Genomic DNA, 24,284 nt, shown 5'->3' with positions numbered 1-24,284 from the left:
GAAAGCGGCCCGCCAGCCAAGGCGCGGCGGGCTTCGGAGACTCGAATTCATCTGACTTCCAGATTGCGAGCATGCCCCGCGCCCGGCACGAGCCGCACGAACCCGCGGGAAAACCGCGCTTGAAGCGGCGCGCGCCAATGATAGGATGGCCGCCCACCCCGATCTTTCGCGAGGCCGCCCGCGGCCCGCCGCCCACGATGTCCGCCAACCGTTTCGATACGCTTGCGCTGCACGCCGGCGCAGCCCCCGACCCTGCCACCGGCGCGCGCGCGACGCCGATCTACCAGACCACGTCGTTTTCGTTCCGCGACTCGGATCACGCCGCCGCGCTGTTCAACATGGAGCGCGCCGGCCACGTCTACTCGCGCATCTCGAATCCGACCGTCGCCGTGTTCGAGGAGCGCGTCGCCGCGCTCGAAAACGGCGCCGGCGCGATCGGCACTGCGAGCGGCCAGGCCGCGCTGCATCTGGCGATCGCGACGCTGATGGGCGCGGGTTCGCACATCGTCGCGTCGAGCGCGCTGTACGGCGGCTCGCACAATCTGCTGCATTACACGCTGCGACGCTTCGGTATCGAGACGACCTTCGTCAAGCCCGGCGACTTCGACGCGTGGCGCGCCGCGCTGCGCCCCAACACGCGGCTGCTATTCGGCGAAACGCTCGGCAATCCGGGCCTCGACGTGCTCGACATCGCCGCGCTCGCACAGATCGCGCACGCGCACCGCGTGCCGTTGCTGGTCGACTCGACCTTCACGACGCCCTACCTGCTGCGCCCCTTCGAGCACGGCGCCGACCTCGTCTACCACTCGGCGACCAAGTTTCTCGGCGGCCACGGCACGACGATCGGCGGGGTGCTGGTCGACGGCGGCACGTTCGACTTCGAAGCTTCCGGCCGCTTTCCCGAATTCACCGAGCCGTACGACGGTTTCCATGGCATGGTATTCGCGGAGGAAAGCACCGTCGCGCCGTTCCTGCTGCGCGCGCGTCGGGAAGGCTTGCGCGACTTCGGCGCGTGCCTGCATCCGCAGGCCGCGTGGCAGCTGCTGCAAGGCATCGAGACACTGCCGTTGCGCATGGAGCGTCACGTCGTCAACACACGGCGCGTGGTCGAGTTTCTCGCCGGTCATGCGGCGGTCGAATCGGTCGCCTATCCCGAGTTGCCGACGCATCCCGACCACGCGCTCGCCAGGCGGCTGCTACCGCGCGGCGCGGGCGCCGTGTTCAGCTTCAACCTGCGCGGCGACCGCGCGGCCGGGCGCGCCTTCATCGAAGCGCTCACGCTCTTCTCGCACCTCGCGAACGTCGGCGACGCGCGCTCGCTGGTGATTCACCCGGCATCGACGACGCACTTCCGCATGGATGCCGCCGCGCTCGCCGCGGCCGGTATCACCGAAGGCACGATCCGTCTGTCGATCGGGCTCGAAGATCCGGATGACCTGATCGACGATCTCAAGCGCGCGCTGAAGGCCGCGCAAAGAACCGCGCAACCGGCGAGCGGCGGTCGTACCGCAACGCCGAACGGCAGCGCCTCACAACAGACCGCCACTGCCGCGCCCGCCGCCACGAGCACCCCCGCCCGCCCGGAGTCCGAATGATCGTCACCGTTCAAGGCAAATCGGCCTACGCCTACACCGGCGGCAAACCCTTCGACGCGAGCCTGCCAACCGCCGTGTTCGTCCACGGTGCCGAGCACGATCACAGCGTGTGGGCGCTGCAAAGCCGCTACTTCGCGCATCACGGCTTCGGCGTGCTCGCGGTCGATCTGCCGGGCCACCGACGCAGCGCCGGCCCCGCGCTCGCCAGCATCGCCGCGCTGGCCGACTGGCTCGCCGCGCTGCTCGATGCCGTGGGCGTCACGCGTGCGTTCGTCGCCGGCCACAGCATGGGCTCGCTGATCGCGCTCGACTTCGCCGGCCGCTATCCGCAGCGCGCGACGCATCTTGCGCTGCTCGCCACCGCGCTGCCGATGACGGTCTCCGACGCGCTGCTCGACGCCGCGCTCAATCGCGAGCCCGAGGCAATCGGCATGGTCAACCAGTGGTCGCATTCGACGCTCGCCGCGAAGCCCTCGTGCCCCGGCCCCGGTTTCTGGCTGCACGGCATGAACCAGCGGCTGATGGAGCACGTGTCCGCCAGCGGCGAGCCGCATCTGTTCCACACCGATTTCACCGCCTGCCATACCTATGCGGACGGCCACGCTCGTGCGGCGCAGGTGCGTTGCGCCGCGCGCCTGATCGTTGGCCGGCGCGATGCGATGACGTCGCCGCGCGCGGCGAAAGCGCTTGCCGATGCGCTCGCGCAGGCGGGCACGCCGGTCGACACCGTCACGCTCGATGCGGGCCACGCGTTGATGACCGAGCAACCCGACGCGACGCTCGATGCGCTCTACGGCTTCGCTTCGCGGCCGCCGCACGAAGCGCGCTGAAGGGGCCCGCGTTGGCCGCTCGCCGCGCGCCTCGGTGCTCCGCGGGCGGCCGTCGGGAATGCCGTTGCGAAGCGCCACCGAATCGCTACGAACGACCACGATACCCACGCCGAACCCGCCGCGCCATCTGCCGAATGGCCAGGTTGCGCCAGGCAGGCGATCGCCGGAGAATGATTGAAGCTGTCTTTTTCAGCCTCCGGAGGCCGTCATGGCTCATACAGCGCATACCGATCACTTCGCGAACTTCGCGGAGTTTTATCCGTACTACCTGAGCGAGCATCGCAACCTCGTGTCGCGGCGGCTGCATTTCGTCGGCTCGCTCGGCGTCATTGGCTGCCTCGCGATGGCGCTCGCCACCGGCTACTGGCTATGGTTGCCGGCGGCCGTGGTGTGCGGCTACGGCTTCGCGTGGGTCGGCCATTTCTTCTTCGAAAAGAACAGGCCGGCCACCTTCCGTCATCCGTTTTACAGCCTGATGGGCGACTGGGTAATGTTCAAGGACATCTGCGTGGGGAAGATTTCGTTGTAGCTTTATCGGGCGGCTCGAAGTCTGGCCGCCCTATCATGCTGCCTGGTGCGGCATCGAAGCCGCCGCGCGCTCGCCATCGCCGGCTTGCGCCGCCCGTGCCGCCGCGCGCGAGGCGAGCAACGCGGCGAGCGTCACCTTCAGCTGGTCGTTGTCGAGCGCGGCGAGCAGCATGCCGCCGTCCACGCGCGTGGAGTCGAGTTCGAGCTGATACGCAAGCTCCGCGCGGTCGATCACGAACAGGTCGTACAGCCGCTGCACGGTCACCTGAGCCGGGTTCGCGAGCAGCACGAAGTGCGGGCCGGTATGGTCCTCCTCCAGCCGCGCGATCCACTCGATCTCCTCGAGACGCTGCAACAGCATCAGCGTCGTATCCTTGTCGCGGCGAAGCATCCGGGCAAGCTCGGGCATCGTGTAGCCGCGTCTGCCGCCCTCACGCGCCTCGCACAGCCGCGCGAGCAATTCGAGCGAATCGAACAGATTGCTGCCATAGAACACAGGGCGGTGAAACTGACCGATGCGAATCGCCGGCAACGCCGACGCGATCATCGCGCCGGTCAGCGTGATGAACCAGCACAGGTACATCCACACCAGGAACAGCGGCACCGCGGCGAACGCGCCGTACACCGCCGTATAGGTCGGAATACGGCGCACGTAGTAGCCGAAGCCGCGCTTGGCGAGCTCGAAAGCGACCGCGGCGATCACGCCGCCGACCACCGCGTCGCGCCATTCGACACGGCAGTTCGGCAGATAAACGTAAAGGATCGTGAACGCGAGCATCGTGAACGGCAGCGAAGCGCTCGCGAGCGCCCATTCGATCAGCGGTGTGATGCGCTGCGCGGCGCTAAACGACATCGATTGCGTGAACAGATACGACGAGATGGACAGGCTCACGCCGATCAGGATCGGACCGAGCGTGATGATCGCCCAGTACACGAGAATGCGCTGCGCGACGGGCCGCGCCTTGCGCACGCGCCAGATCACATTGAACGCGGACTCGACGGTCATCATTGTCATCACCGCGGTGACGAACAGGATGATCATGCCGATCGTGGTCAGCCCTTTGGCCTTCGATGCGAACTGGTTCAGATACTTGAAGATCTGATCGTTCAGTTGCGCGGGCATCAGATGGTCGGCAAGAAAAAACTGCAGCGACGCCTGGAACGAGCTGAAGATCGGAAACGCGGTGAACAACGCAAACGCGACGGTGGCGAGCGGCACGAGCGCGAGCATCGTCGTGAACGTCAGGCTGCCCGCGACCTGCGGAATCCGGTCCTCGCCGATGCGTTGCGCCGCGAATTGCGCGAGCCGTTTGAGCGTGTCGAGATCGAAACGCACCTTAACCAACAAACCTGCCTCCTTGCTTGCTGAACCGTCAGACCGGGACTGCGGGAACTCCGCGCGGCGTTTGGCCAGAAGCACCTGGCCGAACGGCTATGAGCGGCCTGTGCAACGGACCGAGCCCCTATAATACCCGTTCAATGATGAGGCCTATGAAAGACATTCTCGTGCTTTATTACAGCCGTCACGGCGCCACGCGCGAACTCGCGCTGGCGATCGCACACGGCGTCGACAGCGTCCCCGGCACGCAGGCGCGCGTGCGCACCGTGCCGGCGGTTTCCACGGTTTGCGAGGCGAGCGAGCCGGACATTCCCACCGAAGGACCACCGTACGTCGAGCTGCGCGACCTCGAAGAATGCGCGGGCCTCGCGCTCGGCTCGCCGACCCGCTTCGGCAACATGGCGGCCGCGCTCAAATACTTTCTCGACGGCACCACGCCGCAGTGGCTATCCGGTGCACTGTCGGGCAAGCCGGCCTGCGTGTTCACGTCGACCGGCAGCCTGCACGGCGGCCAAGAATCCACGCTGCTGTCGATGATGCTGCCGCTGCTCCATCACGGCATGCTGATCGTCGGCATTCCGTACACGGAGAGCGCGCTGTCCACTACGCAGACCGGCGGCACGCCGTACGGCGCGTCGCATTACGCGCGCGCGGGCACGACTGGCCATGGCATCTCCGCCGACGAACGGACGCTGGCGATTGCGCTTGGCGCGCGCGTTGCGCGCACGGCGGCGTCGATGTCCGAAAGGCCGTGAGCGTAAAGCCGTGAACGAACCGGATCCGCAACCCTCCGAACGCGACGATGCCCGTCGTGACGCGGGTGGCGCTGAACTCGCGGCCACGAACTCCGGGGGCCACGCGAACGCGGCGCCCGCAAGCCTCGCGGCGAACGCGTCGGCATTTGCAACCGTCGTGCCCGTGCAACCCAAAGCTGCCGCCGCGCTCGTCGCCGCTTTCACACTGGTCTCGATGATCGTGCTTGCCGTCGCATGGGAATGGTGGCTCGCGCCGTTGCGCTCTGGCGGCTCGCTGCTCGTGCTGAAAGCGTTGCCACTACTCTCCGCGTTGCCGGGCGTGTGGCGACGTCGGCTTTACACGATGCAATGGGCGTCGATGCTGATCCTGCTGTATTTCGCCGAAGGCGTCGTGCGTGGCTGGAGCGATCATGGCTTGAGCGCGCGGCTCGGCTGGCTTCAAGCTGCGCTCGCCATGATCTTCTTCACCTGCGCGCTCGCGTATGTCGGACCGTTCAAGCGCGCGGCGAAACGAGCCGCGAAGCAGGCTGCGAAGCAGGCTGCAAAGCAGGCTGCAAAGCAAGCCGCCAGCGAACCGACCCCGCCCGCCTGACGCCCAAGCCCCAACACCGTCAACCGATCCACATGACCCACACCGCTTTTCTCGCCGCCTGCCGCGACGCCATCGGCGCGACTCACGTACTGACCGATGCGCACGACACCGCTCCATTTCTGACCGACTGGCGCCGCCGCTACACCGGCGCGGCCTGCGCGGTGCTGTGCCCGGCCACGTCCGCGGAAGCCGCCGCGCTCGTCAGGCTCGCGGTCGAACATTGCGTCGCGCTGGTGCCGCAGGGCGGCAATACCGGCCTCGCGGGCGGCGCGACACCCGACGCGAGCGGCGCGCAGGCGGTCATCAGCCTGCGCCGCCTGAATCGCGTGCGCGACATCGATCCGCACAACAACACGATCACGGTCGAAGCCGGCGTGATCCTCGCCGACGTGCAGAAGCACGCCGAAGCGGCCGGGCGTCTGTTTCCGCTGAGCCTCGCCGCCGAAGGCAGCTGCACGATCGGCGGCAATCTGTCGACCAACGCGGGCGGCACCGGCGTGCTGCGCTATGGCAATACGCGCGAGCTATGCCTCGGCCTCGAAGTGGTGACGCCGCAAGGCGAACTGTGGGACGGCCTGCGCGGGCTGCGCAAGGACAACACCGGCTACGATCTGCGCGACCTGTTCATCGGCGCGGAAGGCACGCTCGGCCTGATCACCGCGGCGGTGCTCAAGCTGCATCCGCAGCCGGCCGCGCGCGTCACCGCGCTCGCCGCGCTCGCGTCGCCGCATGCGGCGCTCGATTTTCTCGCGCTCACGCAACGCGTCGCCGGGCCGCTCCTGACCGGCTTCGAACTGATGTCGGATTTCTGCCTGCGCCTCGTCGGCCGGCATTTCGAGCAGATGCGTTATCCGTTCGCCGAACCGCATGCGCAGGTCGTGCTGCTCGAACTGTCGGACAGCGAAAGCGAAGTGCACGCGCGCATGCTGTTCGAGGGGCTGATGGAAACCGCGCTCGAACAAGGTCTGGTGGAAGACGCCGTGGTGGCGGAAAACCTCGCGCAGTCTCGGGCGTTCTGGAATCTGCGCGAGCACATTCCGCTCGCCCAGGCCGAGGAGGGCCTGAACATCAAGCACGACATCGCGGTGCCGATTTCACGCATCGGCCACTTCATCGAAACCACCGATGCGGCAATCGCGCAAGCCGCGCCGGGCGCGCGCATGGTCACGTTCGGCCATCTCGGCGACGGCAATCTGCACTACAACGTGCAGGCGCCCGAGGGCGTCGATGCGAAGGCGTTTCTGCGGCAGTACCAGAGCCCGATCAACCGGATCGTCTACGACAGCGTCGATGCGCATCGCGGCAGCATCAGCGCGGAACACGGACTCGGCCAGTTGAAGATCGACGAAGCCGCCCGCTACAAGCAGGACGTCGAGGTGCGGATGATGCGCGCGATCAAGCAGGCGCTCGATCCGCTGAACCTGATGAATCCGGGCAAGGTGCTACGCTAATGTCTGAAGCCTGCACGATCCGGCGCGCAGGCGTTTTGCAGGAGTCGCGTCCGTGAAGATTCGCGTGCTGTCCGATCTGCATCTGGAAAACGACGAGCCTGAACTGATCCCGCATGCGCAGGCAGATCTCGTGGTGCTGGCGGGCGACATCCACAATCATGCGGCCGGCCCGCGCTGGGCAGCGCAGGCGTTCGACGACGCGGTGCCGGTCGTCTACGTGCCGGGCAATCATGAGTACTACGACGGTGAATTCGGCGCGCTGGAGAGCGCGATGCTCGACGCGGCCGCGCAGGTCGATAACGTGCATATGCTGAACAACGCCGCGCTGGTCGACAGCCAGGGCCGCTGGCGCGTGCTCGGCACGACGTTGTGGACCGACTTCGCGCTGTACGGCGCGACGCCGGATGCAATCGAGGAATCGATCGTCGCCGCGCGCCGGGTCATGCTCGACTATCGCGGGCTGATCCAGATGAACTGGCCGCACGACCCGCGCGACGCCGCGCGCGACTTCACGCCCGCCGATTCGCTAGCGCTGCACCAGCATGCGCGCGCGTGGCTCGAAAGCGAGCTTGCCAAACCGTTCGCCGGCCAAACGATCGTGGTCACGCATCACGCGCCGCATCGGCTGAGTCTGGCCGGGCGTTTTGCCGAAGACCGCGTGTCGGCGGGCTTCGTCAACCATCTGCCCGAGCTCGTGCGCGCGCCTGTCGCGTTGTGGATTCATGGCCACACGCATACGTCGTTCGACTACGTGGTGGACGGCACGCGCGTCGTGTGCAATCCGCGCGGCTATTTCGACCGGCGCACGCGCCAATGGGAAAATCCGCTGTTTGCGTGGGACAAGGTCGTCGAGATCTAGCGGGTACTAGCGGGCCTCTTGCATCGGATCAACCCGCCGCCGCTCACCGCTCGCGCCGCTGCGCATCCTGTGACTCGACCTCGACCGGCACGAGTTGCGGCTGCTGTTCGCGCATGCGGCGCAGCAGATCGCGCGACGCGGCGACGCCGATCAGTCCAAACATGACGGCCAAGCCGATCATCAGGTGCGTATCCATGGATGTGTCGTCCTTCAGTGGTTGCGAGGCGCCGAACAGCGGCGAATCCAGCGCGTCCGGCAAGAGCGGCGACGCGTGAACGACACGTTAACAAATCGGCTGCGCGGGAGAAGTAAAGAAATGTTGCGACGCGGCGCGTGTGTAACAGCTGTCACGCCGCGTGCCCACTCCGCGTGCCGCACTCCGCGTGTCGCTCGAACGTCAATGCATGACGAGCAGACCGTTCAGGTCCGCACGAACTGCCGCAACTCCTCCTGATCCGCCGCCAGCGTCGAAGGCAACTCGTCGCGCAGGAATTCGACCCACGTGCGGATCTTCGCATCGAGATACTGCCGCGACGGATACAGCGCATACAGATTCATCTGCTGCGACGTGTACTCGGGCATCAGCCACACCAGTTCACCGCTGCGCAAACGGCTGATCGCCGAGTAGATCGGAATCAGCGCTACGCCCATGCCCTGGGCGACGGCCACGACCATCGCCTCGGCCACGTTCACCTGAAACGTCGCCGCGCCGAGTGAGACGACTTCCTCGCCGTTCGGGCCGTCGAAGGTCCATTTGTCCGGCGGATTCACCGGCGTCACCATCTGCAGGCAGGCGTGCTGCGCGAGATCCGCAGGCGTTTGCGGCACGCCGCGCCGTTCGAGGTACGCCGGCGACGCGCACGCAATGCTGAACGCGCTGCCAAGGCGCTGCGACACGAGCCCCGAATCCGGCAGGCCGGTTGCGAGGGTCAGCGACACGTCGAAGCCTTCGTCGAGCAGATCGGGCATGCGCTGCGCGAGCGTCAGTTCGATATGCACGTCCGGGTAGCGCTGCTGATAACGCCCCACGGCCGGCACCACATAGTGCTGGCCGAAGCTCGTCATCGCGTGAACCTTGAGCTTGCCGGACGGACGCGCGTGCGCGTCGCTCGCCTCGGCCTCCGCCTGATCCACGTAGGCGAGAATCTGCTCACAGCGCTGCAGATAGCGCTCGCCAGCTTCGGTCAGCGCGATGCGGCGCGTGGTCCGGTTCAAAAGCCGTGTGCGCAGATGCGCTTCCAGATCCGAAACCGCGCGCGACGCGTAGGCCGTCGTCGTATTCAGATGCTGCGCGGCGCCCGTGAAGCTGCCCGCTTCGACGACGCGGACGAAAACGCGCATGTTTTGAAGCGTGTCCATACCTATCCTCAGAAATCGGCAGCGATTGTTACACGATCAGCAATGGCGATTATCTCATGTCTGGTAAAAATGCCTTGCATCTTTACCGGTTATTCCGCAATCGATCGAAAAATATAATTGCGCACAAGCTTCTATAGTCAAATTTGGAGGAAATCGTGCAGTCTCCGGTATTCAAAGGGATCGCCGCAGCCGCGGTTCTTACGATCCTATTAACAATCGCCGGATGCGCAAGTACCGGAGGCGTCGCGCCGCAAACGCACACGATCAATCCTGCGTCGCTCGATGCGGGCAACGCAATCCGCGCCGCCAACGCCGATGCACAGTGGCCCGCCGCCGACTGGTGGCGCGCCTATGACGACCCGCAGCTGGACCGGTGGATCGCGGACGCGCAAGCCGGCAATCCCAGTCTCGCGGTCGCCCAGGCGCGCGTGCGTGAGGCGGCGTCGATGGCCGGCGTCGCGCGCGCGGCGCTCGCGCCGCAAGTCAACGGCAGCCTGTCGATCCAGCGCCAGCAGTGGGCCGACAACGTGTTCTACGGTCCGGGGCCGCTCGCCGGCGAGCAGTCGTGGAACAACACCGGCACGCTCGGCCTCGCGTATCACCTCGACTTCTGGGGCAAGGACAAGAACGCCGCCGAGCGCGCGCTCGACCTCGCGCACGCCAGCGCCGCCGACGCGCGCGCCGCGCAGCTCGAACTGCAGGCGAACGTCGTGCGCACCTATATCGAGATGTCGCTGAACTACGCGTTGCTCGACATCGCGAAGGCCACGCTGCAGCAACAGCAGCACATCGTCGACCTCGCGAACCGGCGCCTGAAGGGCGGCATCGGCACGCAGCTCGAAGTGAGCCAGGCCGAGACGCCGATGCCCGAGTACGAGCGCCAGATCGACGCGATCGACGAGAAGATCGCGCTCGGCCGCAATCAGTTGGCCGCGCTCGCGGGCAAGGGTCCGGGCGCCGGCGACGCGATCCAGCGCCCGACGCTGTCGCTCGCCGCGCCCGCCGGCCTGCCGGCCGCGCTGCCCGCGGATCTGATCGGCCACCGGCCGGACGTGGTCGCGGCACGCTGGACGGTCGCCGCGCAGGCGCGCGGCATCGACGTCGCCAAGGCCGGGTTCTATCCGGACATCAACCTGCTCGCGTCGATCGGCGGCTATGCGGCGATGGGGCCGCTGTTCCAGTTCCTGAAGAATCCGTCGCATAGCTGGAGCGTGGGTCCCGCGCTGACGCTGCCGATCTTCGACGGCGGCCGGCTGCGCTCGCAGCTCGGCGCGGCGTCGGCGGGCTACGACGAGGCCGTCGAGCGCTACAACCAGTCGATCGTGGGCGCGCTGAAGGACATCTCCGACCAGGTGATCCGCATCCGTTCGCTGACCACCCAGGCCGACGACGCCGACCGCTCGGTCGCCGCCGCGCGCAGGAACTACGAGCTGTCGCGCGAAGGCTACCGGCGCGGCTTGACCGACTATCTGAACGTGCTGGTCGCACAAAACCAGTTGCTGCGCGCCCAGGAAGGCGTCGCCAAAGTGCAGGCCGAGCGGCTCGGCGCGCATGCGTCGTTGATGACGGCGCTCGGCGGCGGTCTCGACGATCCGGCCAACGGTCCGCGGGATAACGAAACGTTGCCGGCGCATGGCAAGGGCAGCGGCGAGAGCAAGAGCGGCGCGGCGAGTAGCGACACGGCAACAGCGGATGCGAACGCCAACGCCAACGCAAAGACCAACGCGGCCATCACCACCGCATCGCACACCCCGAACGCGCGCGCGTCCGAGTAAGGAAGGCCATGTCCTCCTCGCCCTCCCCGTCGAGCGCGCGCCCCGCCTCGTTCGCCGCGCTCTACGAAGCCGCCGCCCACTGGGCGCGCACCGACGGCCTCGTATGGATCTATCTGTTCAAGTCGCTCGCCGCGTGCTTCCTCGCGCTCGGCATCGCGATGAAGCTCGATCTGCCGCAGCCGCGCACCGCGATGACCACCGTGTTCATCGTAATGCAGCCGCAAAGCGGCGCAGTGTTCGCGAAGAGCTTCTATCGGATCTGCGGCACGCTGGTCGGTCTCGTCGTGATGCTCGTGCTGATCGGACTGTTCGCGCAGCAGCCGGAGCTGTTCCTCGTCACGACCGCGATCTGGGTCGGCATCTGCACCGCCGGCGCCGCGCGCAATCGCAACTTTCGTTCGTACGGCTTCGTGCTGGCGGGCTATACGGCCGCGCTGATCGGCATCCCCGCTTCGCAGCATCCGGACGGCGCGTTCCTGAGCGCGCTCACGCGGGTCGCGGAAGTCGTGATCGGCATCATCTGCGCGGGCGCGGTCAGCGGCCTCGTGTTTCCGCAGTTCGCCGGCCTGCAGATGCGCGGCACCGTGCGTGCGCGCTTCTCGGCGTTCGTCGACTACGTGTCGGCGTCGCTTGCCGGGCGCAACGACCGCGCCCAGATCGAGGCGACCAATGCGCGCTTCGTCGCCGACATCGTCGGCTTCGAGGCCGCGCGCAGCATCGCCGTGTTCGAAGGCCCCGATTCGAGGATGCGCGGCGGCCGCCTCGCGCGTCTGAACAGCGAGTTCATGACCGCGTCGACGCGCTTTCACGCGCTGCATCAACTGATGAACCGTCTGCGCGACGGCGGCACGCACGGCGCGGCGATCGCGATCGCCGCGCTCGAACCGTACTTCAAGGAGATCGCGCCGTTGCTCGCGAAGTCGGGCGAGCCGGTGCTGAGCGCGGCCGACGCCGCGCACGCCGCGGCCCAGCTCGACATCTACAGGAGCGAGTTGCCCAAACGCGTGCGCGCGACGCGCGATGAGCTCGAAACACACCCCGACGCGCCGTTGCTCGATTTCGACACAGGCGCCGAGCTGCTGTACCGCTTCATCGACGACCTGCACGCGTACGCGGCGACCTACGCGTCGCTCGCCGTCGACAAGCACGCGCGCGAACGCTGGATCGAGCGCTACGAGCCGAAAACCAACGCGATCGCGGCCAGCGTCGCGGGCCTGCGCGCGGCCATCGTGATGATGGTGCTCGGGGCGTTCTGGATCGCCACCGCTTGGCCGAGCGGCTCGACGTTGACGCTGGTCGCAGCGACCGTGTGCGCGCTCGCGTCGGCGTCGCCGGATCCGAAGCGCACCGCGTTCAAGATGGCCGGCGGCACGGTGCTCGCGACGCTGATGGGCATGATCGCGGTGTACGGCGTGTATCCGCACATCGACGGCTTCGTGATGCTGTGCGTCGCGCTCACGCCGTTCCTGCTGCTCGGCGTGTTGATGACCACGCGTCCGACGCTCGCGGGCTACGGCGTCGGCTACTGCATCTTCTTCTGCTTCCTCGCCGGCCCCCGACAACGTGATTCACTACGACCCGAGCGCGTTCATGAACGACGCGCTCGCGCTGGTGCTGTCGATGCTGGTGTCGTCGATCGCGTTCGCGGTGCTGCTGCCGCCGTCGACGCCGTGGCTGCGCAACCGCCTGCTCGTCGACCTGCGCCGCCAGGTGCTGCTGGCCGGCCGCGCGGGTCTGGCACGCGTGCGCTCGCGCTTCGAAAGCGGCGCGCGCGATCTGATGTTCCAGATCGACGCGCTGTCGCAGAACGAGCCCGAAACGAAGCGCGACACGCTGCGCTGGCTGTTTTCGGTGTTGGAGGTCGGCAACGCGGTGATCGACCTGCGCCGCGAAATCGCGACGCTGCCCAACGAGCCGCGCTACCACAAAGCGGCACCGTGGCGCGTCGCGCTGCGCGCGCTGCGCGATGCGCTCGCGGCGCTGTTCGAGCGGCCGCGGCAGCAGCACTTCGCGCGCGCGCTCGCGGCGACCGCCGATGCGATCGCGCAAGTGCAGCAGCTGATGGCAGGCTTCACGCCATCGCGCGAAGAACGCCATCAGCTGTTGCGCATCCTCAGTCAACTGCATTTCATCCGTACCGCGCTGCTCGATCCGCAGTCGCCGCTTGCCTCGGCGATCGGCGCGCGCGCGGACGCATCAGAAGAAGAAGGAGTTCCTCATGCCGCGTGATATCGCCGTGCTCGATGCCTATGTGCCGGCCATTGTGCTGCTGTTCATCGCGGGCGCCGCACTGACCTGGCTCGTCGACCGCGTGATCGCCTATACGGGCCTCTATCGCGTGGTGTGGCACCCCTCCCTGTTCCGGGCCAGCTTGCTCGTGTCCGTGTGCGGCCTTCTCGGCCTCGCCGTTTATCGTTGATCAGAGTCGAAACATGACCATCCGAAATCTTGTGGGCTTCATCGCGACAGCCGTCATTTTCATCGTCGCAATCGTGATTGGCCGCGTGCTGTGGGTCCATTACATGGACGAACCGTGGACCCGCGACGGCCGCGTGCGCGCCGAGATCGTCAACGTCGCGCCGGACGTGTCGGGCGCGATCGTCGATCTGCCGGTCAAGGACAACCAGTTCGTGAAGAAGGGCGACCTGCTGATGCAGATCGATCCGTCGCATTACCAGATCGCGGTCGAGCAGGCGCAGGCCGCCGTTGCCGCGCGCAAGGCCGAATTGCAGATGAAGCGCGACGACGCGCAACGGCGTGCCGACATGGATTCGCAGGTGGTGTCGAAGGAAAGCCGCGAAAACGCGACGCATACCGCGTCCGCCGCCGATGCCGCCTATCAGCAGGCACTCGCCGCGCTCGACGCCGCGAAGCTGAACCTCGAGCGAACGCGCGTGGTGTCGCCGGTCGACGGTTACGTGACGAACCTGTCCGTGTTCCGCGGCGACTACGCGACTGCCGGCGCCGCGAAGCTCGCGATCGTCGACAGTCACTCGTTCTGGGTGTATGGCTACTTCGAGGAAACCAAGCTGCCGCACGTGCGCGTCGGCGATCGGGCCGAAGTGCGGCTGATGAGCGGCGGCACGCTGCAAGGCCACGTGGAGAGCATCTCGCGCGGCATCTACGACCGCGACAATCCGCAAAGCCACGAGCTGCTCGCGGACGTGAATCCGACCTTCAACTGGGTGCGCCTCGCGCAGCGCGTGCCGGTGCGCGTGCGGATCGACTCGGTGCCGCCCGACGTGATGCTGGCGGCAGGCACGACCTGCACGGTGGTCGTGCGGCCGGGGACGGGCTCGGGCTCCTCGTTGGCCAACGCGAGCTGACGCCCGCCGCCTTTTATAGCCTGAACTGCCCCACCATCGCCTTCAGCCCGCGTGCCTGATCGTCGAGCGAGCGGGCCGCGGCGGTGGCCTCCTCCACCAGCGCGGCGTTCTGCTGCGTGCCCGAGTCCATCTGCGTGACCGCGAGATTGATCGCCTCGATACCGGCACTCTGCTCGGACGACGCCGCCGAAATCTCGCCCATGATGTCGGTCACGCGCTTCACGGCCTTGACGACTTCGTCCATCGTCTGACCGGCGTCCGCAGCTAGCGTCGAGCCGTTGCCGACGCGCTCGACCGAAGTCTGGATCAAGCCCTTGATCTCCTTGGCGGCCGCCGCGCTGCGTTGCGCGAGGTTGCGCACTTCCGCCGCGACGACCGAAAAGCCGCGCCCCTCCTCGCCCGCGCGCGCCGCCTCGACGGCCGCGTTCAACGCGAGGATGTTGGTCTGGAACGCGATCCCTTCGATCACGCCGATGATGTCGCCGATGCTGCGCGCGCTGTCGTTGATGTCGTTCATCGTCGCGACCACGCGGCTCACGACCGCGCCGCCCTGCTCGGCGATCGCCGACGCGTTGTTCGCGAGCGTGCTCGCCTGCTTTGCATTGTCGGCGTTCTGACGCACCGTCGAGGTCAGCTGCTCCATGCTGCTCGCGGTGCGCTCGAGCGCGAGCGCCTGCTGCTCGGTACGCTGCGACAGATCGAGATTGCCCATCGAAATCTGCCCGGACGCGGTCGCGATCGCATCGGCGCTCGACGCGATGTCGGCAACCGTCGTCGCGAGTCCGCTTTGCATGTCGGACAGCGCGAACAGCATGCTCGCACGGTCCTTGCCGCCGAGCACGATGCGGTTCGACAGATCGCCCGCGGCGATGCGGCGCGCGATCTCCTTCGCGTACGCGGGCTCGCCGCCGAGCTGCGCGGTGAGCCGCCGCACGACCCACGCGGCGATGCCGACCGCGAGCACGATCAGTGCGAGCGTCATCGCCGCGATCATCACGAACGACGAGTGATAGATGAAGCCGGACGCGTCGATCGTCGCCTTCGCGGCGGTGCCGCGCTGCGCGACGAGTTCGTCGACGAGCTTTTCGAGCTTGCCGGTTTCGACGAGCAGCGACACGTCCTGCGTGCCGACCTGCCAGTTCATCTGCGACAGATCGAGCGGCTGCGCTTTCACGAGCGTGACGAAGTCGCGCAGATGACCGCTCCATACCGCGACCGCCGCGGCGAACGCCTTCTGCGCGCCGACCGCCTTCGCGTCCGACTTATTGACGTACTGCTGGAGCGTGCGCAGTTGCTCGTCGAGACCCGCAAGGCCGCGCTCGATATCGGCCCCGAGTTCGTCGCGCTCCTTCGCGGTGGTCGCGGTGAGCAGCATCTTTTGCGCGCGGCTCGCGCGCAGCATGTGGCCGCGCGCTTCCTCGGCGGCGCGGCTCGCGACGTGGCCCTGGTCGTAGATCGATTGCGCGGACGCGTTCAGCCGGCCGATCTGCAGCAGCGAAAACACGCCGATCAGCAGCGTGCCGGCGAGCAGAATCGCAAACGCGATCCGCAGCGTCGCCTTGACCGACAGGCCATTGAACTTCGTTGCCGCTGCGCTGTGTGCCACTGCTTCCATAGTCTCCGTCCCCACGTGTCGACGCGCCGGAAGGTCGGTTCCGGCATCACCACTTATCTCTCCGGGTCTACGGCAGACCGTCCCGCGATCTTGAATTTCGCTTGCGCAAGCCGCGGCGGGTCGTGCGCCGCTTGCCGTTCCCGGTTCCATGTTCGACGCGCCGCTTCTTGAGCCGCGCAATCGCGAGCGCTTTATACCGTGGCCAAAAACTCGCTAAAAGAAGTTTCTTCGGGCCAAGGCTGACCATTCGTCCTTTCACCGCCGAATGAAAAGTCATCCGTCCCCTTGTCCGATTCGCGACAAAACTTGTCCTTACAATTCGCTCCGGCCACATTAAACTTCGGCTAAATATTCAAAACGCCGGTTGCCGCGACGAAATGCCGCAGCGCTTCGCGGAACGCGCCTCGCAGGCGTGTGCTGCCCGCACCGGTTTTCGGCGCCGATTTTTCATTCCACCGTTTTCCCCGATCTTTTTCTAGCGTATGGAAACGAGCCTCGATAAAAACGCCCTTGCCGGCGCATCCGCCACGGGGGCGAGCGCGTCCCCGGCCGCCGCCGCGCCGGCGGCCGCCAAGGTCCAGCGCACGGTGTATTCCGTGCTCGGTGCGATCAGCTTTTCGCACTTGCTCAACGACATGATCCAGTCGCTGATCCTCGCCATCTACCCGATGTTCAAGGACAACTTCTCGTTGTCGTTCGGGCAGATCGGTCTGATCACGCTGACCTACCAGATCACCGCGTCGCTGCTGCAGCCGCTCGTCGGCAGCTATACCGACAAAAATCCGAAGCCGTACTCGCTGCCGGTCGGCATGGGCTTCACGCTGACCGGGCTGCTGCTGATGTCGGTCGCGCCGAACTTCGGCGTGCTGCTGGTCGCCGCGGCGCTGGTCGGCTGCGGGTCGTCGGTGTTCCATCCGGAATCGTCGCGGGTCGCGCGGATGGCCTCGGGTGGCCGTCACGGTCTCGCGCAGTCGTTGTTCCAGGTCGGCGGCAATGCGGGTTCGTCGCTCGGGCCGCTGCTTGCCGCGCTGATCGTGATTCCGCACGGGCAACGCAGCATTGCGTGGTTCTCGGCGGCGGCGCTCGTCGCGATCGTCGTGCTCACGCAGATCGGCCGCTGGTACAAGCGTCATCCGTCGGTCAAAAAGGCGCGCGGCCAGGGCGCGCATGTGACGCTGCCGCGTAACAAGATCATCCTGGCGATGAGCGTGCTGGTGTTGCTGGTGTTCTCCAAGTACTTCTATCTCGCCAGCATCAATAGCTATTTCACGTTCTATCTGATCGAGAGGTTCCATCTGTCGGTGCAGGCCGCGCAGATCCATCTATTCGTGTTCCTCGCGGCGGTCGCGGCGGGCACGGTGATCGGCGGGCCGATCGGCGACAAGATCGGGCGCAAGTACGTGATCTGGGTGTCGATTCTCGGCGTCGCGCCTTTTACGCTGCTGTTGCCGTATGCGAATCTGTTTTGGACTGGTGTGCTGACGGTTGTTATTGGGGTGGTGCTCGCCTCGGCGTTCTCGGCGATTCTTGTTTATGCGCAGGAGTTGATTCCTGGGAAGGTTGGGATGGTGGCTGGGTTGTTCTTTGGTTTTGCCTTTGGGCTCGGCGGCGTGGGCGCCGCGGTGCTTGGGGAACTCGCCGACGCTACCAGTATTGCGTTTGTCTATAAGGTTTGTTCGTTTTTGCCGTTGATTGGGGTGCTGACTGTGTTGTTGCCGGATGTTGAGGGGAAGCGGGTTAAAGGGTGAGGGTGAGCGCGTGCCGCGGGGTTGGGGGCTTTTTTCCTTATCGTGCGGTGTTGGCCTTTCTTGCTGGCTTGTCGGTCTATTGGCGTTGCCCCTGTGCGGGGCGGCACCTACTTTCTTTGCTGCTGCAAAGAAAGTAGGCAAAGAAGACAGCTAAAACCGCCAACCCTTAAGCGGGTCCCTCGGTCTGCATGAGGTAGTGGTGCATCTGGAATCCGTGCTCCCGCACATTCGGCGCCAGTGACAAGGCAGTCATTCTTCCGGCGGCGCTACGCGCGCCGAAACCCCGCTCAAAAACCACCGGTTGTTTCGGCGCATCGCCGAGGCGCAGCCGATGGCCCCGCTGCGCGGGCAAAACCGTTGATTTCCCAGGCAGACCCGTCCGCGACGCACGTAGTGCGGAGTGGGAGGGATGACGGCTTTGTCACGAACGGGGAATGTGCGGGAGCACGGATTCCAGATGCACCACTACCTCATGCAGACCGAGGGACCCGCTTAAGAGTTTGCGGTTTGAGCTGTCTTCTTTGCCTACTTTCTTTGCAGCAGCAAAGAAAGTAGGTGCCGCCCCGCACAGGGGCAACGCTAATAGACCGACAACAAAGCAAGGAAAGGCCAACACCGCCAGAACAACGACTTTCTTCTGTTGCCCTTGCTTGCCCCTCCCCCCGCCCGTGGCTATGCTTGTGCGCATAACCAGCGCCGCACCGGGCGCGCAATTTGCAATTCCGTTTCATCCAACCCCGTCCACTCCCGCCGCACGAGGATCGCCGCCGATGACCCGCTACCGCGATTTCCACCGCCGCTCGATCGACCACCCCGAAGCCTTCTGGCGCGAAGAAGCCCGGCGCATTCACTGGCACACGCCATTCGGCACCGTGCTCGACCGCTCGAAGCCGCCGTTCGCGCGCTGGTTCGTCGGCGGTCGCACGAACCTCTGCCATAACGCGGTCGATCGGCATCTGGCCGAACGCGCGCAGCAGAACGCGCTCGTCTACGTATCGACCGAAACCGGCATCGAGCGGCACTACACGTATGCCGATCTGCACGCCGAAATCAACCGGATGGCCGCCGTCATGCGCTCGCTCGGCGTGAAGCGCGGCGACGTCGTGCTGATCTATCTGCCGATGATCCCCGAGGCGCTGTTCGCGATGCTCGCGTGCGCGCGGCTCGGCGCGATCCACTCGGTCGTGTTCGGCGGCTTCGCGGCGCCGAACCTCGCCGCGCGTATCGACGACGCGAAGCCCGTGCTAATCGTCACTGCCGACGCCGGCGCGCGCGGCGGCAAGGTGGTCGACTACACGCCGCTCGTCGACGAAGCGCTCGCGCGCGCCATGCACAAGACACCGCATGTGCTGCTGATCGACCGGCAGCTCGCGCCCGCCCGACTGAACGCACCCTACCTCGTCGCCTATGAGCCGCTGCGCGAACAGTTCTTCGACGCCCACGTCCCGTGCGAATGGCTCGAATCGAACGAGCCGTCGTACGTGCTGTACACGTCGGGCACGACCGGCAAACCGAAGGGCGTGCAGCGCGATGTCGGCGGCTATGCGGTCGCGCTCGCGGCATCGATGGAGTACATCTTCGAGGGCAAGCCCGGCGACACCATGTTCACCGCGTCCGACGTCGGCTGGGTGGTCGGCCACAGCTACATCGTTTACGCGCCGCTGATCGCGGGGCTGACCACCGTGATGTACGAAGGCACGCCGGTTCGCCCGGACGGCGGCATCTGGTGGCGGCTCGTCGAACAGCACAAGATCAACCTGATGTTCACCGCGCCGACCGCGATACGCGTGCTGAAGAAGCAGGACCCGGCGCTGATGAAGGCGGCCGATCTGTCGAGCCTGCGCACGCTGTTTCTCGCCGGCGAACCGCTCGACGAACCGACCGCCGAATGGATCTCCAACGCGTTGAACAAGCCGGTGATCGACAACTACTGGCAGACGGAAACCGGCTGGCCGATGCTCGCGATTCCGCGCGGCATCGAGGCACTGCCGACCAAGCTCGGTTCGCCGGGCGTGCCCTCGATCGGTTATAGCCTGACCGTGCGCGACGAGCTGACCGGCGAGCCCTGCGCGCCCGGCGAGAAAGGCGTGCTGACGCTCGACTATCCGCTGCCGCCGGGCTGCATGTCGACGGTATGGGGCGACGACAGGCGCTTCGTCGGCACCTACTGGTCGAGCGTGCCGAACCAGCAGGTCTATTCGACGTTCGACTGGGGCGTGCAGGACAAGGACGGCTACGTGACGATCCTCGGCCGCACTGACGACGTCATCAACGTCGCGGGCCATCGCCTCGGCACGCGCGAGATCGAGGAGGCGCTGTCGAGCCATGCGGCTGTCGCGGAAGTCGCGGTGGTCGGTGTGACCGATCCGGTCAAGGGTCAGGCGGCTATGGCCTTCGTCGTGCTGCGCGGCGCGCATGGAGAAGGCGACCCGAGCGAGCGCGCACGGCTCGAAACCGAGCTGGCGATGACGGTCGACCGCCATCTCGGCTCGATTGCGCGGCCCGCGCGCGTGGTGATGGTATCGATGCTGCCGAAAACGCGCTCCGGCAAGCTATTGCGCCGCGCTATCGCGGCGCTCGCCGAAGGGCGCGAGCCGGGCGATTTGCCGACGATCGAAGATCCGGCCGCGCTGCAGCAGGTGCGCGACGCGCTCGGCGACGGCAGCAAGAAATAAGCGGGCCGATCAGCGGACGACCAAGCGGGCGCTCAGCCCGCGGTGTCCCGCGTGCCGAGAAAGCGCGCGAGAATCGCGTTCGAATACGTGCCCGCGATCCCGGTCAGGAACGACATGAACGATCCCGGCGCGTGGTCGTCGGCGGTATCGGAGATCGTGCGCACGACCGCGCACGGCACGCCGTACTCGTAGCAGACCTGCGCGATCGCCGCGCCTTCCATCTCGACCGCGAGCGCGTCGGGCAGCGCGTCGCGCAACGCCGCGACGGCCGCCGCGCTCGCGACGAACTGATCGCCGCTGACGATCAAGCCGCGATGCACGCGCGGCGCGCGCGTGCCGAAGCGCGCCGCGCAGGCCGCGCCTTCCTCGGCGACGAACTGCTCGCATGCGGCGGTTAGACGGTCGGCGAGCGCCGCATCGGTGGTGAAGCGCGACATGCCGAGCAGCGGCACCTCGAAGCGCGGAAAAAGCGGCGACGCGTCGACATCGTGCTGCATCAGCGCGCTCGCAACGACGATGTCGCCGACATGCACGTCGCCGCCGACACCGCCCGCGACACCGGTGAACACGATCGCCTCGACATCGAACGCGTGGATCAGCGCGCTGACCGTCGCGGCCGCCGCGACCTTGCCGACGCGCGCGAGCGTGACGACGCACGGCGTGCCGTGCACGGTGCCGACGTGGTAGTCACGCTGGCCGTGCGTGACCGTGCGCACGCCGGACTCAGCGCGCATCGCTTCGATCAGGTCGCCGAGTTCCTGCGGTAACGCGGCCAGAACGCCGAGCGGCCGCCGCGCATCGTGGCTGAGATTCAAGGGCGTGCTCATTCGACCGCCTGCAATTTAGCCACCGCCAGCGCCAGCCACTTTTCGCCGTGCCGCTTGAAGCGGACCTGCGCTTTCGCGTCGGTACCGTTGCCTTCGAGTGCGGTGATCGTGCCTTCGCCGAACTTCGTATGGAACACCTGCTGGCCGACGCGGAAGCCCGTGTCGGCCGCGCGCTGCTCGTTCGCGAACGCGGGCGCCGGCGCGGAGGTCACCGCCGCCGTCGACGCCGAACCGCCGCCGTACCCCGGCCGCGCGAACCAGTCGCGCCCGTAGCCGGCGTTGTCCGAGCGGCCGCCCCAGCGCGAGCCCGCCTCGACCTTCGGCGTCAGCCACTTCAGCGTTTCGTGCGGCAATTCGTCGAAGAAACGCGAGCGGATGTTGTAGCGGGTCTGGCCGTGCAGCATCCGGCTCTGCGCGAAAGACAGGTACAGCCGCTCCTTCGCGCGCGTGATCGCGACGTACATCAGACGCCGCTCTTCTTCGAGGCCGTCGGCCTCCATCGCGCTGTTCTCGTGCGGGAACAGCCCCTCTTCGAGGCCGGTGATGAACACCGCGGTGAATTCGAGCCCCTTTGCCGCGTGCACCGTCATCAGTTGCACCGCTTCCTGGCCGGCCTGCGCCTGGTTGTCGCCCGCTTCGAGCGATGCGTGCGACAGAAAGCCCGCGAGCGGCGTCATCGTGTCGGGGTTTTGCGCCGGATCGGCGATGCCCGGTGCGTCGAGGACCACCGTAGTCGGATCGTCGGTCGCGACCGCGAGTTCGGGCGCGGCGCTGGCTCCTGGGCGCAGCGGAATCGAGCGCGCGGGCGTATCGAGCCCGTAGCCTTCTTCGCTGACGAACGCGGCGGCCGCGTTAACGAGTTCCTGCAAGTTCTCGAGCCGCTCCTGGCCTTCGCGCTCGTTCTGATAGAAGTCGGCGAGACCGCTCGCGCGGACCACGTACTCGACGGTCTCCGGCAAGCTCATCTGCTGCGTGTCGGCGCGCATCTTGCCGACGAGGTTCGCGAACGCGGCGAGGCTCGAGCCGGCCTTGCCGGCGACGTAGGGAATCGCCGCGGCCATCGAGCAGTTGTACAGACGCGCCGCGTCGGCCAGCTGTTCGATCGAACGCGCGCCGATGCCGCGAGTCGGGAAATTGACGACGCGGCCGAACGCGGTGTCGTCGTTCGGGTTGTCGATCAGGCGCAGGTATGCGAGCGCGTGCTTGACTTCCTGACGTTCGAAAAAGCGCAGGCCGCCATACACGCGATACGCGATGCCCGCGTTGACGAGCGTGTGCTCGATCGTGCGCGACTGCGCGTTGCTGCGGTAGAGCACCGCGATTTCGCTGCGCGACAGGCCGGTGTTGATCAGCGCGCGAATCTCTTCGACGATCCAGCCGGCCTCCTGCGAATCGGTCGCCGATTCGTAGACGCGCACCGGTTCGCCGTGACCCGCGTCGGTACGCAGATTCTTGCCGAGGCGTCGCGAGTTGTTCGCGATCAGCTGGTTGGCGGCATCGAGAATATGGCCGTGCGAACGATAGTTCTGCTCGAGCTTGATCAGATTGCGCACGTTGAACTCGTGCTCGAAGTCGCGCATGTTGCCGACGTTCGCGCCGCGGAACGCGTAGATCGACTGGTCGTCGTCGCCGACCGCGAAGATGGCGTTGTGCTGGCCCGCGAGCAGCTTGAGCCACGCGTATTGCAGCTTGTTGGTGTCCTGAAACTCGTCGACGAGGATGTGCCTGAAGCGCGCCTGATAATGCGCGCGCAGCGGCGGATTGTGCGCGAGCAGTTCGTAGCAGCGCAGCAGCAGTTCGGGGAAGTCGACGACGCCTTCGCGCTGGCATTGCTGATCGTAGGCTTCGTAGAGTTCGACGAACTTGCGGTTGAAGTTGTCGGTGGCGTCGACGTCTTTGGGGCGCAGGCCCTGCTCTTTCGCGTTGTTGATGAAGTACTGGAGATTTTTCGCGGGGTACTTTTCGTCGTCGATGTTGAGGCCCTTCATCAGGCGCTTGATCGCCGACAGCTGGTCCGCGGTATCGAGAATCTGGAACGTGGCGGGCAGCCCGGCGTCGCGGTGATGCGCGCGCAGCATACGGTTGCACAGGCCGTGGAACGTGCCGATCCACATGCCGCGCGTGTCGATCGGCAATAGTGCCGAGAGGCGCGCCATCATTTCGCGGGCGGCTTTGTTCGTGAAGGTCACCGCGAGGACGGTCGCGGGGGACGCGAGGCCTTGCTGAATCAGCCACGCGATGCGGGTGATCAGGACGCGGGTTTTGCCGCTCCCGGCGCCCGCCAGGATCAGGGCGGGCTCATTCGGGAGCGTTACGGCGGCGTGTTGTTCGGGGTTTAGATTCGAGAGGAGGTCGGGCATTTTTTTGCTGAGGCGCAGTTCGGGGGACATTATATGCCCCGGCGGGGGCTGCGCTTTTTTTGGTTTTTTTGTTCTTCTGGATATGGGTTGGGGGTTTTTCGTTGTTCTGGCGGTGTTGGCCTTTCCTTGTTGTCTTGTCGGTCTATTAGCGTTGCCCCTGTGCGGGGCGGCACCTACTTTCTTTGCTGCTGCAAAGAAAGTAGGCAAAGAAGACAGCTCAAACCGCAAACTCTTAAGCGGGTCCCTCGGTCTGTATGAGGTAGTGGTGCATCTGGAATCCGTGCTCCCGCACATTCGGCGCCAGTGACAAGGCAGTCATTCTTCCGGCGGCGCTACGCGCGCCGAATCCCCGTTCAAAAACCACCGGTTGTTTCGGCGCATCGCCGAGGCGCAGCTGATGGCCCCCGCTGCGCGGGCCAAACCATTGGTTTCCCAGGCAGACCCGTCCGCGACGCACATAGTGCGGAGTGGGAGGGATGACGGCTTTGTCACGAACGCGGAATGTGCGGGGGCCCGGATTCCAGATGCACCACTACCCCTTCCAAGCCAGGGGACCCGCTTAAGAGTTGGCGGTTTTAGCTGTCTTCTTTGCCTACTTTCTTTGCAGCAGCAAAGAAAGTAGGTGCCGCCCCGCACAGGGGCAACGCTAA

General features: G+C 66.2%; 18 protein-coding genes and 1 pseudogene. 13 read left to right on the top strand and 6 right to left on the bottom strand.

The features are described 5' to 3' along the window. The first annotated feature begins 197 nt into the window (after positions 1-197). The 3 genes from OKW44_RS35735 to OKW44_RS35725 all read left to right on the top strand — a co-directional run bounded on the left by OKW44_RS35735 (position 198) and on the right by OKW44_RS35725 (position 2,954). Positions 198-1,595 carry an O-acetylhomoserine aminocarboxypropyltransferase gene (locus tag OKW44_RS35735; protein WP_018421165.1) on the top strand — a complete coding sequence of 466 codons (1,398 nt, stop codon included), beginning with the start codon at positions 198-200 and terminating at the stop codon, positions 1,593-1,595. Further along, a complete protein-coding gene (locus OKW44_RS35730; RefSeq protein WP_018421166.1) occupies positions 1,592-2,425 on the top strand; it encodes an alpha/beta fold hydrolase in 834 nt (277 codons plus the stop codon). The genes OKW44_RS35735 and OKW44_RS35730 overlap by 4 nt, the downstream gene beginning before the upstream one ends. Positions 2,426-2,633: 208 nt before the next feature. Beyond that, on the top strand, positions 2,634-2,954 hold the full coding sequence (locus OKW44_RS35725) for an Mpo1-like protein (protein WP_018421167.1): 321 nt from the start codon (positions 2,634-2,636) through the stop codon (positions 2,952-2,954). 33 nt (positions 2,955-2,987) lie between these two features. On the opposite strand, the gene OKW44_RS35720 is transcribed toward OKW44_RS35725, so the two are convergent. Beyond that, positions 2,988-4,301 carry a YihY family inner membrane protein gene (locus OKW44_RS35720; protein WP_018421168.1) on the bottom strand — a complete coding sequence of 438 codons (1,314 nt, stop codon included), beginning with the start codon at positions 4,299-4,301 and terminating at the stop codon, positions 2,988-2,990. Between the two features lie 143 nt (positions 4,302-4,444). On the opposite strand from OKW44_RS35720, the gene wrbA reads away from it, so the two are divergent. Genes wrbA through OKW44_RS35700 form a run of 4 tightly spaced genes read left to right on the top strand, consistent with a single transcriptional unit; the run spans position 4,445 to position 7,949 of the window. Next, positions 4,445-5,047: an NAD(P)H:quinone oxidoreductase gene (gene wrbA / locus OKW44_RS35715; protein ID WP_018421169.1), complete on the top strand. Its 603-nt coding sequence runs from the start codon at positions 4,445-4,447 to the stop codon at positions 5,045-5,047. A gap of 10 nt (positions 5,048-5,057) precedes the next feature. Beyond that, a complete protein-coding gene (locus tag OKW44_RS35710) occupies positions 5,058-5,639 on the top strand; it encodes a DUF2069 domain-containing protein (protein WP_018421170.1) in 582 nt (193 codons plus the stop codon). 32 nt (positions 5,640-5,671) lie between these two features. Then, the gene (locus OKW44_RS35705; protein ID WP_018421171.1) at positions 5,672-7,090 is read left to right on the top strand and encodes an FAD-binding oxidoreductase; all 1,419 of its coding nucleotides are present in this window, start codon (positions 5,672-5,674) and stop codon (positions 7,088-7,090) included. A gap of 52 nt (positions 7,091-7,142) precedes the next feature. Continuing rightward, positions 7,143-7,949: a metallophosphoesterase gene (locus OKW44_RS35700; RefSeq protein WP_018421172.1), complete on the top strand. Its 807-nt coding sequence runs from the start codon at positions 7,143-7,145 to the stop codon at positions 7,947-7,949. A 43-nt stretch (positions 7,950-7,992) separates the two neighbouring features. On the opposite strand, the gene OKW44_RS35695 is transcribed toward OKW44_RS35700, so the two are convergent. Next, positions 7,993-8,145, bottom strand: coding sequence for a hypothetical protein (locus OKW44_RS35695; RefSeq protein WP_184006189.1), 153 nt, complete (start codon positions 8,143-8,145; stop codon positions 7,993-7,995). Positions 8,146-8,369: 224 nt separating this feature from the next. Then, on the bottom strand, positions 8,370-9,308 hold the full coding sequence (locus tag OKW44_RS35690) for a LysR family transcriptional regulator (RefSeq protein WP_018421174.1): 939 nt from the start codon (positions 9,306-9,308) through the stop codon (positions 8,370-8,372). A gap of 155 nt (positions 9,309-9,463) precedes the next feature. Here OKW44_RS35690 and OKW44_RS35685 point away from each other — a divergent pair, with 155 nt between their 5' ends. From OKW44_RS35685 to OKW44_RS35670, 4 genes and pseudogenes are all read left to right on the top strand, one after another. Continuing rightward, positions 9,464-11,083 carry an efflux transporter outer membrane subunit gene (locus OKW44_RS35685; protein WP_035471076.1) on the top strand — a complete coding sequence of 540 codons (1,620 nt, stop codon included), beginning with the start codon at positions 9,464-9,466 and terminating at the stop codon, positions 11,081-11,083. 8 nt (positions 11,084-11,091) lie between these two features. Further along, positions 11,092-13,312 (top strand): annotated as a pseudogene (locus tag OKW44_RS35680) (FUSC family protein). After that, positions 13,302-13,502: a DUF1656 domain-containing protein gene (locus OKW44_RS35675; protein ID WP_018421177.1), complete on the top strand. Its 201-nt coding sequence runs from the start codon at positions 13,302-13,304 to the stop codon at positions 13,500-13,502. The pseudogene OKW44_RS35680 and the gene OKW44_RS35675 overlap by 11 nt, the downstream one beginning before the upstream one ends. A gap of 13 nt (positions 13,503-13,515) precedes the next feature. Then, complete coding sequence (locus OKW44_RS35670) at positions 13,516-14,409, top strand: efflux RND transporter periplasmic adaptor subunit (RefSeq protein WP_026225936.1); 894 nt, start codon at positions 13,516-13,518, stop codon at positions 14,407-14,409. 13 nt (positions 14,410-14,422) lie between these two features. On the opposite strand, the gene OKW44_RS35665 is transcribed toward OKW44_RS35670, so the two are convergent. Then, positions 14,423-16,024 (bottom strand): methyl-accepting chemotaxis protein, encoded by a 1,602-nt coding sequence (locus tag OKW44_RS35665; protein WP_018421179.1) that lies wholly within the window; start codon positions 16,022-16,024, stop codon positions 14,423-14,425. 482 nt (positions 16,025-16,506) lie between these two features. On the opposite strand from OKW44_RS35665, the gene OKW44_RS35660 reads away from it, so the two are divergent. Both OKW44_RS35660 and OKW44_RS35655 read left to right on the top strand, forming a co-directional pair. Then, positions 16,507-17,772, top strand: a complete 1,266-nt coding sequence (locus tag OKW44_RS35660; protein WP_018421180.1) for an MFS transporter — start codon at positions 16,507-16,509, stop codon at positions 17,770-17,772. Positions 17,773-18,542: 770 nt separating this feature from the next. Next, positions 18,543-20,447, top strand: a complete 1,905-nt coding sequence (locus OKW44_RS35655) for a propionate--CoA ligase (protein ID WP_018421181.1) — start codon at positions 18,543-18,545, stop codon at positions 20,445-20,447. 32 nt (positions 20,448-20,479) lie between these two features. On the opposite strand, the gene OKW44_RS35650 is transcribed toward OKW44_RS35655, so the two are convergent. Continuing rightward, positions 20,480-21,274 carry a 5'-methylthioadenosine/adenosylhomocysteine nucleosidase gene (locus tag OKW44_RS35650; RefSeq protein WP_018421182.1) on the bottom strand — a complete coding sequence of 265 codons (795 nt, stop codon included), beginning with the start codon at positions 21,272-21,274 and terminating at the stop codon, positions 20,480-20,482. Continuing rightward, positions 21,271-23,634 (bottom strand): UvrD-helicase domain-containing protein, encoded by a 2,364-nt coding sequence (locus tag OKW44_RS35645; RefSeq protein ID WP_018421183.1) that lies wholly within the window; start codon positions 23,632-23,634, stop codon positions 21,271-21,273. The genes OKW44_RS35650 and OKW44_RS35645 overlap by 4 nt, the downstream gene beginning before the upstream one ends. Positions 23,635-24,284 lie beyond the last annotated feature (650 nt).

Origin of the sequence: Paraburkholderia lebeckiae (assembly GCF_050436325.1) — a bacterium.
GTDB classification, from domain to species: Bacteria; Pseudomonadota; Gammaproteobacteria; order Burkholderiales; family Burkholderiaceae; genus Paraburkholderia; species Paraburkholderia tuberum.
The sequence above is the reverse complement of the archived record's forward strand: the minus strand, read 5'-3'. Positions and strand labels throughout refer to the sequence as shown.

Bases quoted from the DNA above. Each gene is read 5' to 3' on its own strand.
- OKW44_RS35645 (WP_018421183.1), bottom strand. From the start codon at position 23,634: ATGCCCGACCTCCTCTCGAATCTAAACCCCGAACAACACGCCGCCGTA.
- OKW44_RS35660 (WP_018421180.1), top strand. From the start codon at position 16,507: ATGGAAACGAGCCTCGATAAAAACGCCCTTGCCGGCGCATCCGCCACG.
- OKW44_RS35725 (WP_018421167.1), top strand. From the start codon at position 2,634: ATGGCTCATACAGCGCATACCGATCACTTCGCGAACTTCGCGGAGTTT.
- OKW44_RS35690 (WP_018421174.1), bottom strand. From the start codon at position 9,308: ATGGACACGCTTCAAAACATGCGCGTTTTCGTCCGCGTCGTCGAAGCG.
- OKW44_RS35650 (WP_018421182.1), bottom strand. From the start codon at position 21,274: ATGAGCACGCCCTTGAATCTCAGCCACGATGCGCGGCGGCCGCTCGGC.
- OKW44_RS35655 (WP_018421181.1), top strand. From the start codon at position 18,543: ATGACCCGCTACCGCGATTTCCACCGCCGCTCGATCGACCACCCCGAA.
- OKW44_RS35695 (WP_184006189.1), bottom strand. From the start codon at position 8,145: ATGGATACGCACCTGATGATCGGCTTGGCCGTCATGTTTGGACTGATC.
- OKW44_RS35730 (WP_018421166.1), top strand. From the start codon at position 1,592: ATGATCGTCACCGTTCAAGGCAAATCGGCCTACGCCTACACCGGCGGC.
- wrbA (WP_018421169.1), top strand. From the start codon at position 4,445: ATGAAAGACATTCTCGTGCTTTATTACAGCCGTCACGGCGCCACGCGC.
- OKW44_RS35675 (WP_018421177.1), top strand. From the start codon at position 13,302: ATGCCGCGTGATATCGCCGTGCTCGATGCCTATGTGCCGGCCATTGTG.
- OKW44_RS35705 (WP_018421171.1), top strand. From the start codon at position 5,672: ATGACCCACACCGCTTTTCTCGCCGCCTGCCGCGACGCCATCGGCGCG.
- OKW44_RS35665 (WP_018421179.1), bottom strand. From the start codon at position 16,024: ATGGAAGCAGTGGCACACAGCGCAGCGGCAACGAAGTTCAATGGCCTG.
- OKW44_RS35735 (WP_018421165.1), top strand. From the start codon at position 198: ATGTCCGCCAACCGTTTCGATACGCTTGCGCTGCACGCCGGCGCAGCC.
- OKW44_RS35670 (WP_026225936.1), top strand. From the start codon at position 13,516: ATGACCATCCGAAATCTTGTGGGCTTCATCGCGACAGCCGTCATTTTC.